Genomic DNA, 14969 nt, shown 5'->3' on the forward strand with positions numbered 1-14969 from the left:
TGGGGGCAGTTCATTCGATGACACGGACAGCAGCCACATTCGTCGTCCGATTTGCGCAATGCCGCTGGGAGTGCGCGCTGCTGGTGGTTGCTTCGATCGGACTCAGCGGTTGTCGAGCTGCGCCGCCTCGTTATCAAACCACTTGGCAACGAGTCAGCGCTCAATGCCATGTTCCCACGAACGGCTACTGCTTCGGCTACACGCCGACGACCTGGAGCCGTTATCCCGAGGAATGCGGGCCGCATGAATACGTGATCGTGGAAGAGGTCACGAGTCCGACGCCGGTTGTTGCGCCGCCGGCGGCTGTCGAGTCAGCGCCGGCAATGGAGTCGCCGCCCGCGCCGGATCCCGATCCGATCGTGCCACCGCTGACCGACGAACAGATCTTCGATATCCCGCCGCCCCCTTCGGCGCCGGAAACCCCCGACTTGGAAATCCCGAGTCGCGAGCCAGAACCACAGTCGTCAGCGCCCCGGCGATTACCAAGCTGGACCGCACACTTGGTTCAGTACGTCGAGGCGGTAACGAAGGTCCGCTAAGCAGTGTTGCCGTCGCAACCGGTGTGATCGCTACGCCATGGTCAGGCGACCTGCTGTCGCGGAGCGAGCTAGAGTTGAGCGGTATGCTGCGCGCCGGGCGCAGTCCGTCTCACGAGATCGTTTACGAGGAAGCCATCGCCATGGGCCAGTTATTCCGGCTGAAAGACGAACTGCTCACCGACCAGCGCATCACCGATTGCGAAGTCGACAAGATTCGCGCCTACGTCGACCAGAACGGCAAGCTCGACCTCGACGACGTCAAGTTCCTGGTTTCGCTCCTGTCGGAAGCACGCGAAGTCAGCCCCGGGTTTGACGCGTTGTTTTTCCCGGCGCTCAAGCAAGCCATCCTCGCCGACGGCCTGGTGGGACTCGACGAACAGTTCTACCTCCTGAAGATGATCTATTCGGACGGCCGCATCCGCGAACAGGAAAAGCAATTCCTTCGCGAACTGCAAGCGGAAGTCCAGGAATCCACGCCGGAATTCGACGCGATGTGCGAAGCCGCCTTCTCGGCCCGCACAACCAACTGGTGCGTCGGCGGCCGCGCGTAGTCGCATCAGTATTGGCAGCCGCTTCTGTAGCCAAGGTCTGTGACCCGTCCTATACACACAACTGTTCATTGGTCCCGCGGCTGTTACGGCGTTGGCGGCACGGGATTTGCGCCCTGGCGTTTGGTGGTGTTGACCCGCCAGAATTGCCGGGAACGCGACGACGGGCCCTCGTTTTTTTCCCGCTCCACGCACAGCGTGTGAAATCCGCCCGGCAGCGGTATGCTAGGGGATGAATCACATCCCACGGCGCACGCGTTCTTCATCGTCGCGGAGCTCGAAAATGGACCTAGGCCATCGCACGCGAATCGTGTTAGTGATGTTCTTCGCGGTATGGGCCGCCTGCGTCGCATCGTCCGCCGCCCAACCCTTCGAGCCTGCGCAGCCAGGTAAGTTGCAATCCGATCCCAGCGCCAACGCACTGGCCCTGCGGATTGAATTGTCCGCGGACGGTCGGACGAAGGACATCGATCTCGAACAACCGTTCCATGTCGTGCTGAAGAACAACTCAAACGAAGTGCTTCGCATCTGGAATCCGCGCCTTCGCCAAGGCTACCGGCAGCTGTCCTTTCGCTTTCGAGATCCTCATTCCGAAAAGTCGCTAGTCGTGGCCAAGCGAGACATCAGCGACGATGAGTATTGGAATTCGACGATGAAGCAAGTCGTACCACCTTCGTCATCCATCGAAATCGCGCCCGGCGACACCCATTTCATTCGTGTCCGTTTCGCCGACTACGCTAACGAAAACGACGTCTGGGAGAATCTGCCCGATCTCAATTCATCGACCCAATTCGAGGTCACGGCGATTTTGGAGTCTTCCGAAAGCGATGGCACCGACAGCTCCGGCGTATGGCATGGAACGATCCAAAGCGATCCCATCTCCGCCAGGTACATTGCGCCCGACTTAAAGACCGCTCACGACTATCTGGTGGCGGGCTACACGAAACAGGCAATCCAATTGGCCAGCCAGGATCGGCGGGCGTTACGTCGCCGCGTTGACGAGATGACTCTGCTCCACGTCGCGGCTCAGCGAAACAACGTGGAGGCCCTCACCTGGCTTCTCGAACACGGCGCCGACGTTGATGCAAAGACGTACAATGACTCCACAGCGTTGCACCTGACGGACGATCCGAAGATCGTCGAACTCCTCCTGACGAAGCACGCCGACGTTTCGCCGCGCAATTCAGACTCAGCCGACAACCTGCGGTCAGCCTATCATGACGCGATCGAAGAGTTCACGGACGCCCGCGACGAACCTGAGCGCACGAAATGGCGCAAGATCATCGACCTTTATTTGACAACAGGCGCGGAGTACGACCTTTTCGCGGCCATTCACTTGGATGATCTGGCGGGCGTTAAGCAGATTCTCGAGGCCGATCCGCAGCAGGCCAAGAAGCGGTTGTTCCGGAGTCCGCTGCGGATGGCAGCGCGGTTGGGACGCGTGGACATCTGCAAACTACTGATCGAGCAATACGACGTGGATGTCGACGATTTCGAGGGAGGCAGCGGCTTTCCCATTATCACGGAAGCGGTGCAGTTTCCTGAAATCGTGCGACTGTTGATTGCGAACGGCGCCGACCTGAAGACCCGGATTACGTGGCGAGGCGGTTGGGGAGGTGGCAAGGCAATTGGCGACAATGCCACTGCGCTTCACTTCGCGGCCTACGCGAACAACGCCGAGACAGTGACGTTGTTGATCGACAACGGCGTGGGTATTTTCGCCGAAACCCAAGATATCACCCCCAATTTGTCTAAGCAAATGGCCCTCGATGTGGCGGCTTCTTGCGGCAGTGCCGCGAGCGCCGAGGCGATGATCAATCATCCAAAATTCGACGAAGCGGACGAAGGCGTGCGAAAGAAATTGCTCGACGAGTCCCTGTGGAAATTCGCGTCCACCATTTGGGTGACCGACAAAGCCGAACGTCCGCGACTGATAGAAGTACTCATTGCCAAAGGGGCGAATCCCAATGTGACCTTATACGGCAGGACGGCGTTGCAAAACGCGGTGGCTAGGATTTACCCGTCAGACAAGCCGGACAGCAGGGAAGGCCGCCAGGGCGTCGACGTCTTGAAGCATCACGGGGTCAAGGTCGACTTCCATTCCGCCGTGAAATTGGGGGATGAAGAGGCCGTGGCCGCGGCCTTGGCGGCGAATGCCGCGGTGGCCAACGACCTGGGGCCGGAAGGCCGGCCGGCGCTGCACGTCGCCGTCGATTTCGACCACCGCGGAATCGTAGCCTTACTCATCAAAGCGGGCTGTGATCTGGAGATTCGCAACAAAAGCAAGTCAACAGGTTCGCCGGATGCGACCGCGCTTCACGCGGCGGCATTCTGGCGCCGAGAGGAGATCGCGCGGATGCTGATTGAAGCCGGAGCGGACGTGAACGCGAAGTCGGCGGACGGAGCCACGCCATTGCATGAATCCGCCAGAGTGACCACCATCGCGGTGGCCAAGTTGCTGCTGGCAGCCGGTGCGGACGTCAACGCTAAGGACAACGAAGGCAATACGCCACTTGACCAGCTGCGTGAGGAGGATGACGAAAACGCCGCCGAGATGGAAAAACTCTTGGCGAAGTATCACGCCAAATCCGCACAGTAAAAATCTCCGGCCGCTATGGCGCGTTTGCAAAGCCTCATCTTCTGGCTACCTGATAGCGTGGGTGGCTGGGGTCGAGCGTAGTCGCTCGCCCCCAGCGCATTCGACCTGGGGGCGAATGAGTACATTCGACCCCAGCCACCCACAATTTTTGATAACGCAGATCTTATTCTTGACCGCGTCTAGTACCGGTAGTAATCCGGCTTGTACGGCCCTTCCGCCGGCACGCCGATGTAGTCGGATTGGGCCTTGGTCAGCTTCGTCAGCTTGACGCCGAGTTTTTCCAGGTGCAGGCGGGCGACTTCTTCGTCGAGTTCCTTCGGCAGGCGATGCACGCCGAGCGGGTACTTGTCCGGCTCTTGCCAGAGGGCCAGTTGCGCCATCACCTGGTTGGTGAAGGAGTTGGACATCACGAACGACGGATGGCCGGTCGCGCAGCCGAGGTTCACCAGGCGGCCTTCGGCCAGCACGAGGATCGAGCGGCCGCTGGGGAACGTGTAGCGATCCACCTGCGGCTTGATCTCGACCTTCTTAACGTTCTTCTGTCCGTTCAGCCAGGCCATATCGATTTCGAGGTCGAAGTGGCCGATGTTGCAGACGATCGCGTCGTCCGGCATCACTTCCATGTGCTTGCCCGTGATAATGTCGCGGCAGCCGGTGCAGGTGACGAAGATGTTGCCACGGGCGGCGGCCTCTTCCATTGTGGTGACTTCGAAGCCTTCCATCGCCGCTTGCAGGGCGTTGATGGGATCGATTTCCGTGACGATCACCCGGGCGCCGAGCGAACGCATCGAGTGCGCCGAACCCTTGCCGACGTCGCCATAACCGGCGATGACGACGACCTTGCCGGCGACCATCACGTCGGTGGCCCGCTTGATGCCGTCGGCCAGCGACTCGCGGCAGCCGTAGAGGTTATCGAACTTGCTTTTGGTGACGGAGTCGTTGACGTTGATCGCGGGAACCTTGAGCGTCCCCTGCGCGTGCATCTGGTAGAGCCGATGCACGCCGGTGGTGGTTTCCTCGCTCAGCCCGCGAACGTTGGCCAGCAGCTCCGGATATTTCTGGTGAACCATCGCGGTCAGGTCGCCGCCGTCGTCCAGAATCATGTTCAACGGTTGGCCGTCCGGGAAGAACAGCGTCTGCTCGATACACCAATCGAACTCTTCGTTGGTCATTCCCTTCCAGGCGTAGACCGGGTAGCCGGCCTTGGCGATCGCCGCCGCGGCGTGGTCCTGCGTGGAGAAGATGTTGCAGCTGCTCCAGGTGACTTCCGCGCCCAGTTCCTTGAGCGTCTCGATCAGCACCGCCGTCTGGATGGTCATGTGCAGGCAGCCGGCGATCCGGGCGCCCTTCAGCGGCTTGCTCTGGCCGTGTTTCTTGCGCAGGGCCATCAAGCCCGGCATTTCGTTTTCGGCGAGCTGGATTTCCTTGCGGCCCCAATCGGCCAGCTTGAGATCTGCGACTTTATAGGGAAGCCTGGTTTCGACCTGCGACACGTGCTGCTCCTTTGTGTATTCCGCCCAGTTTTCCGGCGTTCGTGCGCCCGCATCCGCCCGTTGCGCTCGTGTGCGAGCACTCCCGGGGAACTCCGCCGGGTACGATGGGGTCAAACAAAATGATAGGTGGGACGACGTTTCCCGCAAGTGGCGTTTTCACCCCCCTGGGCGATGGAAACGAGCGCATTTCCGCTCTTTCGAGCGGCTTAGGAACCGCTTAACATCCCGCCCGATTAACTGGCAACTTGGAATTGAGTGAGGAACCGAACCATGCGTAGCAGCTTATGGATGTTGGCCGTGCTGGCCGTCGCCGCGTTGGTCCCGACCGCCCAGGCCGGACCGGTCTATTTCCTGGTGGCCGAGTTGCCCGGGGAGGAAGTACATGGCGACTCGTATGTCTTGCCGCTAGAGAATCCGCTCGACATCGCCCACGCGCGGGAGTTGATCTCGCTCGGCCCATCGGCCGGCGCGACGATCGCCGTCGCCCGCATCGCAGAAGGCCCCGACGGCATCAATCGCGACTACCGCGCCGTGGGCCAACCGGCCTGGAATTGGCACGTCACGGAGTTCGTCGGCTTCGCGGACAACACGATCGAAGTCCTCGACGGCTGGCCCAGCGACGTGGAACGGGACGTTCCGGCCTGGATCGGCAACACGAACGGCATGGTCGGCTTCTGGAGCTACACCGTGGTGGAAGAATTGTCGAACGTGCCGGAGCCGGCAACGTTCGTGATCGCCGCTCTGGCGATTCCGGCTACGATTGGCATCGTCTGGCGGAAGCGCCGCGGCGCCGGCGATTTTCGTTGACCATTCCCCCCATTTCTGAAACACTCACGAGAGGGCTTTTCGGCGGACGCTCGCTCGGCGACGGAACAGACAGAACTTCTTTATGCGCATCCAACTTCGGTTCCTGGCGGCGGTCTTGGCGGTGGGCCTGATGCTCTGGGGGTGGCGAGACGCCCAGGCGGAGCGATTCATCACGCTCGGGCCTTCCGACACTTTCGCGCTGGGGCAGCCGATTGTGTCCTTCGAAGTGTTCCAGGACGCGGCCGGGACGCATAGCTTCGGCCCCACGGACGAGCGGAAGAACCTGCTCCTCGATACCGGCGCCAACGGCATTTTGCTCGACGGCGGGGCTTACGATGCGCTCCGAGCCCGCGGCTATCAAACTGTCTCCGTTTACGACGAATCCGGCGTCGCAGGCACCACGCCGATGGACGTCTCGGAGGCGTATCGTCTCGACTACACGGGTTCCAGCGGACAGCGATTCACGATTCCCGACGCTCGCATCATGTCGAACGCGGATCTCGATTTCGGCTCGGCCGCCGGCTTCTATGGGCTGATCGGCATGCCGGGCATGGCGGGCAAGATCATGTCGATGGGCATCAACGGCGAGTGGATCTCCAGCGGCGGCGGACTGTCGCTGGGGGCGTTATCGCCGCCCGTCACGTTTCCCGACGAAATGCCGGCCGACGCGGGTCATCGGTATCGCGTGCCGCTGAGGATGCAGGACTTCGAGCAGTCTGGCCTGCGCCATCCGAACGATCCGCTGCCGACCTGGGCGCCTCTCCCGTTTACGCCGGTGGATGTCGAAGATGCCGGGCAGTCGTTCCGCGGTGAAATGTTGGTTGACACCGGCGCGCAGATGTCGGTCATTTCGCTCGCGATGGCGCTGGCCCTGGGCGTCGATGAAAACGGCGACGGCTCAGTCGACGACGACGCGATTGACTTTATGCCCATCACGGGCGTGGGCGGGATTGCGCTGATGCCGGTCGTTCAGGTCGGACGCCTGAGCGTGATCACCGACGAAGGAATCGAAATCGGCTGGACGGACCTCTCCGTGGGCGTCCGCGATATCGATCCCAGCATCGCCGGCATCTTCGGGATGAACTTCTTTACCGAAGGCTGGACCGACGCGATCATCAGCGAATTGATCTGCGATCTGTTTCCAGAGTTTTGCACTGGCGAGAGTCCGGAAGGATTTCTGAACGACGTCCACTTCGACTTTCGAGACATCGGCTCTGGCCAAGGCAGCATGGTCTTCGATCTGAATCCTGCCAAGGACGTCATCCAAGGTGCCGTCGATGGCGACACGAACGGCGACGGCGTGGTCAACATCACGGACGCGAACAACGTCCGCAACAACTTCGGCGAGGCCGGTGAAGGGGTACTCGGCGACACGTTTCCGTTCAACGGCGTGGTCGACGTCGAGGACTTGAACGCCGTGCGCAATAACCTTGGCGCTGGCGCGGCGTCGAATGCCGTGCCGGAGCCGAGTGGGCTGGCGATGGCTTTTTGGACGTTCGTGTTGACGATTCCAGCGATCGCGGGACGACGCTTCTTACGCCGCCGATGAATCCACCGTCGAGCGTTGCACCGGCAGCGGCAAGTGAATCGTAAACGTGCTCCCCTCGCCCGGGGCGCTGTTCACCGTGATCCGGCCGCGGTGGGCGTAGACGATGTGTTTCACGATCGCCAGGCCAAGCCCTGTTCCGCCCAGTTTTCGACTGCGGGCTTTGTCGACGCGATAGAATCGCTCGAATAGCCGCGGCTGATGTTCGGCTGGAATGCCGCAGCCGGGGTCGCGCACGGCGATCGTCACCTCCCGATCGCTCCGCTCGCCACTGATCGACACGAGACTGCCGGGACCGCTGTATTTGATGGCGTTGTCGACCAGGTTCGCAATTGCTTGCTCCAACAGCGCGGCGTTGATCATCGCCCGCGTGTCCGCGGCGCAGCGCACTTCGAGCGTGACTTCACGCTCGCTGGCCTTGGCCTGGCATTCCTCGGCCACGGCTTCCAGCACCGGCTTCACGAAGCTGCTTTCGAGCGTGATTTCCGCCGACGCGGCGCTTTCCTCGATACGGGCCAGGCTCATCAAATCATCGATAATCGCGTTAAGTCGGTCGCTTTGCTTAGCCACGATCTGCAAAAACCGCTGGCAATCGTCCGGGTTCGCCATTGCGCCGTCGAGCAACGTTTCGACGAAGCCCTTGATGGACGTGATCGGCGTTTTCAATTCGTGCGAGACGTTGGCCGCGAAATCGGTGCGCATCGTTTCCAACTGCCGCATCCGTGAGACGTCCTTCAACACGATCACCGCGCCCTGGAGATTCCCCTTGGCGTCGCGCAAAATCGCGCCACGCGCCTGCAACACGAAGTCATGGGCGTTCGCCCCGAGCTCCAAGTCTTCTTCGATCGGCGCGCGGCTTTGCAACACGCGCTCCATGAATCCGCGCAACAGAGGATGGCGCACCACTTCATGCAATGAACGGCCTTGAATGCGCGACCGCTCGCTCCCCAGCAGCTTGGCCGCGGCGGCATTGAGGCTGAATACCTTGCGATCCGTGCCGACCGCCAGCACGCCTTCGCTCATGCTGGCCAGGATCGCGTCATGTTCGCTATTGGTTGTTTCGAGCGCGCGGAGCCGTTCTTCCAGCAGCTCGGCCATGCTCCGAAGGGAGTGCGAGAGCCGATCCATTTCCCAGGTTTCTGTCTCAGGGAAGGTGTAAGCGAGGTCGCCTTGCGCAAATTGCTCCGCTCCGGCGCGGATTGCGTCCAGCGGCCGACTGATCGAACGCGCTACGTAAAAGCAAAGTCCGCTCGCTAAGCCCAGGATGACCAACGCAACGATCGCGGCGCGCCATTGGAGCTGCCGGCGGAGCGCCGAGGCCGCGGCCGTGGTGATGCCCGAACGGACCGCGCCGATCGTTTTTCCGTCCGCCTTCAGCGGCGCCGCGTAGTAGGACATCGGCTCATGGAACGTCGGGCTCGCGCGGGTCACGCTCAAAGGATAACCGCGCAATGCCGCAGAAACTTCCGGACGCTGCCCGTGGTTTTCCATCTTGCTCGGGTCTTCCGCCGTGTCGCAGTAGACTTCGCCGGAGGGAAGGACGACGGTCAGCCGCACGCCCGTTGCGTCGCTGATCTGCCGGCAGATGGCCTGCACTTGCGGCGTTTCTTCTGCCGTTAGCCGCTTCGGCAATTGCGCGGCCGCCAGGTTAGAGAGCGACACTAGTTGCCGCTGCACATCGGCGTGGGCGAACTCGCCCAACAAGTACGATGCATAAACCGTAACCGCGAGGAGCGAAACTAACGTGATTCCCAGGTAGCTGGGAAATAGCCGCCAAATCAACCGCCGCGAGGCCATCGGTTACTCCTTGAACCGATAGCCTACTCCCCGGACCGTTTCGATGTAAACGCCGTAGTCGCCAAGCTTTTTGCGCAGGCCCGCGACTTGGACGTCGACCGAACGCTCCGTCACGGGGTAATCGTCTCCTTTGACGGCATCGACGATCTGGTTCCGCGTGAACGCCCAGCCGGGGCGCTGCGCCAGAAAATGCAGCAATCGGAACTCGGTCAACGTCAGCGTCAGTGGTTCGCCGGCCGCCAGGACCTCGTGTCGCCCCGGGTGAATCACCAACTCGTGCGCGCTGATCGGCTGCTCGGGGCCCATCCGTTCCGCCGCCTTGCGCCGCAACACGGCGCGGATGCGGGCCAGCAACAGTCGGGGACTGAAAGGTTTGACGACGTAGTCGTCGGCGCCCAACTCCAGGCCGGTCACCTGGTCGGCCTCTTCGGCCTTGGCGGTGAGCATGATCACGGGGATGGTCTTCGTGCGCGGATCGCCCTTCAACTGCCGGCAGACTTCCAGGCCGTCCACGTTCGGCAGCAGCAGGTCCAGCAGGATCAAATCCGGCGCCGTGGTGCGGGCCTCGCGCAACGCCTCCTCGCCGGTGCCGACCCCCGTGACACGGTAGCCTTCCTTGGTCAAGTTGTAGTTGACCAATTCCAGCAGGTCTTCCTCGTCGTCCACGATTAGAATGCGTTCGCGCGCCATGTCCCCATCCATTCGCCTAATTTCAGTTCTCTTAAGCATACGATTAGCCGACGGCAGTTAGCCATTCATTAGCTGAAGATGTGGTTTTGTTGTTGAATTTGTGTTGGTTTGATGTGGACCTCAATTCCCTGGATTCCGCCGGCATCAGGCGGAGGGCACAATGATCGGCGTCATCGAGCATCCGAACTGGCAAATCGAGTTCTTCCGCTGTCACGACCGGGTCGGGCATCGCATTCTCTGGGGCCCGCCGGACGCCCAGACGCTGCTGGCGGAGTCGCTGGAAGGGACGCCCGACCAAACGTGGCCCGCGAGCCCGCCGTTCCAGCACGTCCATTTCGAGGCCCGGGAAAATGGCGCGAACGTGGCCCTGCTGGTCGGCATGGCCGGAAAAAGCCACTGGTCGAGCAGTGTGGAGATCCGTCCCGAGGCCGGCGGCCCGACCTGGGACGTGGCCTGTCGCACCAGCGACGTCCCGGAATGGCTGGGGATGAGTTATCGTCTGGCCGTCCCCACGCGCGTGGTCGGCGACCAGATCTGGTTCAACGTGGAAGGCGAGGTCGTCGCCACCGCGTTGTCGTTCGATGTCGACGCACGCATCCAAGCCGAAGTGACGGGCGGCAACTTGCGCTGGCGCGTGGCGGCGCCCGCCGTCAGCCAGCCGCGCACGTTCCGGTGGCGTTACTCGTTCATTTCCACCGTGGCCGACGAAGAACCGACGGATGAGGGCTTGACCGACGACGGCCAAGCAACCGAAGCGTAGCCTTTCGTGCTTGCATGACACCTCCCGAAACAACGACGGCGCGCGGCTGGGGGCTCGGTCGATTGCTCCCCACGCTCGCGCTGCCGGTGGTCGCCATCCTGGCCAGTGCCATGGCCTGTGAACGGGTCGTGGTCTGGTTGATCGTCGGTGGGGCCGTCTATGCCTGGGGCATGGCGACGCTCTTAGGCATTCAGTTTCGCTTGAGCGACGCCTTCCGGCGCCCCTGGCAAGTCTCGCTTCGACGGATGCTGTTGAACATCGCAGTGCTGTGCTGCGTGCTGTCGGTGCTGACGACCGACTGGCCGCTGCGGGCGCGGTTTCAGCTATCGAGGAGGGCAATCGACGCGCTGGCAGATCGGGTCCAACAAGGGCGATCCATGACCACGCCCGAATATGCGGGACTGTTTTGGATTCGCGTCGCCGAGGCCAATCGAGCCGGACAGCCCTGTCTCTGGATTCGCCTCCAACCTGGCGGCAACACCGGACTGGTCCGCTGTCGGGCCAACGGCCAGCCGGAACTGAATCTGTCATCGAGCCTGGAGCTCGGCGACGGCTGGTTTCTGGTCAGCGAAGATTGAGCCGCTATGGACGGGCGCCGGCGGCGACTATGATGGGGCGCGTCTTTGAGTCAACTTTCATGGCAATTCACTTGTGGAGTTAGTCGATGTACCGTTCTTTCGCAGTCGCGCTATTCGCCCTGCTGGCATTCACCGTCGCGCCGCTGACCGCTGATGACAAGGCCGCCGACAAGCCGGAAGACGTTAACAAGGCGGACCTGGAAAAGCTCCAGGGCGTGTGGATCGTCGCCAAGGGCGAGGCCGGCGGGCAGGAAGTGCCCAAGGAATTCCTGACGTCGATCGTGCTGACTTTTGAAGGCGAGAAGTACACCGTCGAAGGCACGCCGGATGGCAAGCAGTCGGGCGAAGTGAAAATCGACGCTACGAAGGAAATCAAGGAAATGACGGTCGAGCCGAAAGAAGGCTCGAACGCCGGCATGGCGACCAAGACGATCTACAAGTTCGACGAGGAAAAGCTGGTCGTCTGCTACGACCTCTCGAACGCCGGCTTTCCCAAGGAATTCAAGTCCGCGGAAGGCGAGCCGTACATGTTGATCACGTACGAGCGTAAGAAAGAAGCAGAGAAGAAATAGCGCGTCATGCCGCACGTCCCGCACCCGCCGGTGCAGCATGCCGGCGAAGAAGTCTCCAACGCGCTGCGCCGCAGGCTGTCGGCCATCGAGCCGCACAGCCTGCGGACCTTCACGCCTAGTCTGGCGGTGATCGCCAAGAGCGCCGGCTGCTACCACTGGACGCCGGAAGGCCGCATGCTGGCGGACTTCACGTCGGGCGTTCTCGTGGCGAACTTGGGCCACAATCCGACGCGTTGGTGGTTCCGGGTGCAGGACTATCTCGGCCTGGGGTCGCTCGATGAATCGCGCCCTTTTGCGGCGGCCGCGCCGTTAACGGCTTACAACTCGGCCACGGAAATCGAGATCCGCGCCGCCGAGCGACTGATAGAGAACTTGCAAGCACAGCCCGGCGGCGGCCGGTTGCAGCAGGTGCTGTGGGCGGCCAGCGGTAGTGAAGCGATTCAAAAAGCCCTTTGGGCCGCGCTCGATCGTCGCCCCGGCGAAGAGATGATTTTCGCCACGCGCCGCGGCTTTCACGGCAAGAAAGGCCTGGCCGGCGCCGTGACGGGAACGGAGACCGATGCGGATCGCGACCCTCGCGTCAAGTTTCTGACATTTCCGCAGGAAGAATGCGGCAGCGTCGCGCGCCGCAAGGAACCGCTGGATCTCGCGCCCTACGAGGCCGAACTTGATCGACTATGGAATGAACATGGTGCGCGCATTTGTTGCGTGATCACCGAGCCGTACCTGGGCGGCGGCGGTTCGTTTCATCCGCAACCGGAATATCTGCAACTGCTGGAGCGCTTCTGCCGCGAGCACGATTTGCTGTTCATCCTCGACGAAGTGCAGGCCAACTTCGGACGCACAGGCACGATGTACGCCTTCACGCGTTACGGCGTGGAACCGGACCTCGTCGTATTGGGCAAGGGCCTCGGCAACGGCATCCCAGTGAGCGCGGTGGTCGGCCGCGCGGACGTCTTCGCGAACATGCATTACGGCGAAGCGTCGGACACCTGGAGCGCCAACCCACTCGCTTCGGCGGCGGTGCTGGCAACCTTGGATGAATTCGAGAACAGCGACGTCTTGGATCACGCCAAACAACTCGCCGAAGTGCTGGAAGAAGGACTCTGCCGGCTCGCGGAGCTACCAGTGGTCGCCCGCGTGCGTGGCGAAGGCGTCGTCTGGGGCGTGGAATGCGCCGCCGTCGGCCAGGGCACGGCCGAGCAAATTGCCAACGAATGCGTCCGCGCCTGTTACCTGGGCGACAACAACGGCAAAGCGATCCACCTTCTAGGGCCGCTCGCCGGCAAAGTCTTGCGCATCAGCCCGCCGCTGGTGATGCCGCTCGACGAGGCGCTGGATTACCTACAAGTGATGTACGAGATTTTCGCGTCCGTAGGGCGGCGCGCGACGGTTTGAATTGTTCAGTCAGGCCCACAGTCGCCTTTCGCTCCGCGAAAGGGCTATGCTTGCCGCTGCGGTCCCGCAAAGACCTGTCGCAAACGTTGCACGTCTTCCATCGGCGTCACGCCGAATTGCCGCTTGAACTCGCGACTGAACTGCGACGCACTCTCGTATCCCACCTCCTTAGCGGCGGTGCTGGCGTTGTAGCCGTCGTGAATCATCAAACGCTTCGCTCGGTCAAGTCGGATGCGTTTGAGATACTGCAGCGGTGCGCAGCCGGTCACCAGTTTGAAGTTGTGATGAAATGTCGGAACGCTCATGCTTGCCCGTTTCGACATGCCCTCGACCGTGTAGGTCTTCACGGCGTTCGCGTGAATTTCCTTCAAGACGCCGGCAATGCGAATGAAATTGCCGCTCCGGTTGGCGAGCGCCTGAAGCGCACCGTCTTGGTCTTCGCGAAGCGCGCGGTAGACAATCTCACGGACCAACTGCTGGCCTAGCACTCGGCAGTCCAGTGGGCACTTGAGACATTCCAGCAGTCGAATCACGGCGCTCCTGAGCTGTTCGCCGAGCGCGCGCGTGCTCACGCCCCGCGGCAGTTCACGCGCTGGCGTCAACGGTTCGTCCATTTCCAGCATGACTTCGCCGAGCATCGTGGTGTCTATCTTGACGCCCAGTACGAGCAACGGCTCCTCGGGTCCAGCGTCCCACTCGCACTCTGCCGGCAACGGCACAGACAAGACCAGATAGTTCGAGGGACCGTACTCGTAGATCTGATCGCCGAGATAGCTACGCTTGCGGCCCTGCCCCACGAACACAATCGCGGGTTCATACACGACCGATGTGCGGGGCAAAATACTGGTATGGCGAGCCACTAGGACGCCGTCGACAAGCGTCGGATGGACCCCCTCTTGGACAGCCACCTCGTTCAATAGCGAGGCCAGCCGGGCGCGATCGTCACTCACTGCAGACATCGTGAAAACCTCGGACGAGGACGAAATCACAGAATGAGGATACCAAAGCTCTCATTCTCAGCTGCTAATTCCCAATCGCCAAGAGGATTAGGCAAGACTTTAAGCGAATCGTTTTAGGCCATTCGTGCCACCCAAGGGTTAAATAAGCATTACGCGTGTCGTTGAGGATCACCGCCTCATTGCACGCGCCTTCCCCGATTTTCGTGCTTCGGAGTCTGGAAATGGCTGGTCGTAGCCTGCAATGCATTCCATGGGTCGGGGCTTCGATGTTGGCGGGCTACGGATGGCAATCCACCGCCACGGCCGCCGATTGGCCGCAATGGCAAGGCCCGGAACGGAACTCCATCTCCCAGGAGACGGGGCTGCTGCAGGAATGGCCCGAAGGCGGCCCGCCGCTGGCCTGGAGAATTGACAAGCTCGGGGGCGGGGACAGTGCGCCGTCGATCGCAGACGGGCGCATTTTCGGCATGAGCAATCGCGGCGACGAGGAGGTCGTCTGGGCTCTCTCAGAAGAGGACGGCAAGGAATTGTGGTCCAAGTCCATCGGCGCGGCGGTGGAACAGCGGATGCCCCAGTCCAAAGGAGGTCCGGGCGGTACTCCCGCGGTCGACGGCGACCGCGTCTCCGTGCTCGGAATGGGCGGACGACTGGCCTGCCTCAATGCACACGACGGAGAGATCGTC

14 protein-coding genes are annotated in these 14969 nt (G+C 61.7%); 10 read left to right on the forward strand and 4 right to left on the reverse strand.

The window, feature by feature from the left end:
• The first annotated feature begins 17 nt into the window (after positions 1-17).
• The 3 genes from SGJ19_01030 to SGJ19_01040 all read left to right on the forward strand — a co-directional run bounded on the left by SGJ19_01030 (position 18) and on the right by SGJ19_01040 (position 3686).
• Positions 18-539 carry a hypothetical protein gene (locus SGJ19_01030; GenBank protein ID MDZ4778818.1) on the forward strand — a complete coding sequence of 174 codons (522 nt, stop codon included), beginning with the start codon at positions 18-20 and terminating at the stop codon, positions 537-539.
• Between the two features lie 74 nt (positions 540-613).
• On the forward strand, positions 614-1090 hold the full coding sequence (locus SGJ19_01035; GenBank protein ID MDZ4778819.1) for a TerB family tellurite resistance protein: 477 nt from the start codon (positions 614-616) through the stop codon (positions 1088-1090).
• A 280-nt stretch (positions 1091-1370) separates the two neighbouring features.
• Positions 1371-3686 (forward strand): ankyrin repeat domain-containing protein, encoded by a 2316-nt coding sequence (locus SGJ19_01040; GenBank protein ID MDZ4778820.1) that lies wholly within the window; start codon positions 1371-1373, stop codon positions 3684-3686.
• 179 nt (positions 3687-3865) lie between these two features.
• Here SGJ19_01040 and ahcY read toward each other — a convergent pair whose 3' ends face one another.
• Positions 3866-5179: an adenosylhomocysteinase gene (ahcY, locus tag SGJ19_01045; GenBank protein ID MDZ4778821.1), complete on the reverse strand. Its 1314-nt coding sequence runs from the start codon at positions 5177-5179 to the stop codon at positions 3866-3868.
• A gap of 270 nt (positions 5180-5449) precedes the next feature.
• Here ahcY and SGJ19_01050 point away from each other — a divergent pair, with 270 nt between their 5' ends.
• A complete protein-coding gene (locus SGJ19_01050; GenBank protein MDZ4778822.1) occupies positions 5450-5986 on the forward strand; it encodes a PEP-CTERM sorting domain-containing protein in 537 nt (178 codons plus the stop codon).
• Between the two features lie 82 nt (positions 5987-6068).
• On the forward strand, positions 6069-7535 hold the full coding sequence (locus tag SGJ19_01055; GenBank protein MDZ4778823.1) for a hypothetical protein: 1467 nt from the start codon (positions 6069-6071) through the stop codon (positions 7533-7535).
• On the opposite strand, the gene SGJ19_01060 is transcribed toward SGJ19_01055, so the two are convergent.
• On the reverse strand, positions 7521-9329 hold the full coding sequence (locus SGJ19_01060; GenBank protein ID MDZ4778824.1) for an ATP-binding protein: 1809 nt from the start codon (positions 9327-9329) through the stop codon (positions 7521-7523). The genes SGJ19_01055 and SGJ19_01060 overlap by 15 nt on opposite strands.
• Before the next feature lie 3 nt (positions 9330-9332).
• Positions 9333-10019 (reverse strand): response regulator, encoded by a 687-nt coding sequence (locus SGJ19_01065; GenBank protein MDZ4778825.1) that lies wholly within the window; start codon positions 10017-10019, stop codon positions 9333-9335.
• A gap of 160 nt (positions 10020-10179) precedes the next feature.
• On the opposite strand from SGJ19_01065, the gene SGJ19_01070 reads away from it, so the two are divergent.
• The 4 genes from SGJ19_01070 (at position 10180) to SGJ19_01085 (ending at position 13327) form a co-directional block, all read left to right on the forward strand.
• Positions 10180-10779 carry a hypothetical protein gene (locus tag SGJ19_01070; GenBank protein ID MDZ4778826.1) on the forward strand — a complete coding sequence of 200 codons (600 nt, stop codon included), beginning with the start codon at positions 10180-10182 and terminating at the stop codon, positions 10777-10779.
• 14 nt (positions 10780-10793) lie between these two features.
• Positions 10794-11357 carry a hypothetical protein gene (locus tag SGJ19_01075; GenBank protein MDZ4778827.1) on the forward strand — a complete coding sequence of 188 codons (564 nt, stop codon included), beginning with the start codon at positions 10794-10796 and terminating at the stop codon, positions 11355-11357.
• An 86-nt stretch (positions 11358-11443) separates the two neighbouring features.
• Positions 11444-11929: a TIGR03067 domain-containing protein gene (locus tag SGJ19_01080; protein MDZ4778828.1), complete on the forward strand. Its 486-nt coding sequence runs from the start codon at positions 11444-11446 to the stop codon at positions 11927-11929.
• A 6-nt stretch (positions 11930-11935) separates the two neighbouring features.
• Complete coding sequence (locus SGJ19_01085) at positions 11936-13327, forward strand: aspartate aminotransferase family protein (GenBank protein MDZ4778829.1); 1392 nt, start codon at positions 11936-11938, stop codon at positions 13325-13327.
• A gap of 44 nt (positions 13328-13371) precedes the next feature.
• Here SGJ19_01085 and SGJ19_01090 read toward each other — a convergent pair whose 3' ends face one another.
• A complete protein-coding gene (locus SGJ19_01090; protein MDZ4778830.1) occupies positions 13372-14286 on the reverse strand; it encodes an AraC family transcriptional regulator in 915 nt (304 codons plus the stop codon).
• A 221-nt stretch (positions 14287-14507) separates the two neighbouring features.
• Here SGJ19_01090 and SGJ19_01095 point away from each other — a divergent pair.
• On the forward strand, positions 14508-14969 hold a 462-nt coding region (locus SGJ19_01095; protein MDZ4778831.1), incomplete at its 3' end, for a PQQ-binding-like beta-propeller repeat protein.

This window comes from Planctomycetia bacterium (assembly GCA_034440135.1).
GTDB lineage: Bacteria > Planctomycetota > Planctomycetia > Pirellulales > JALHLM01 > JALHLM01.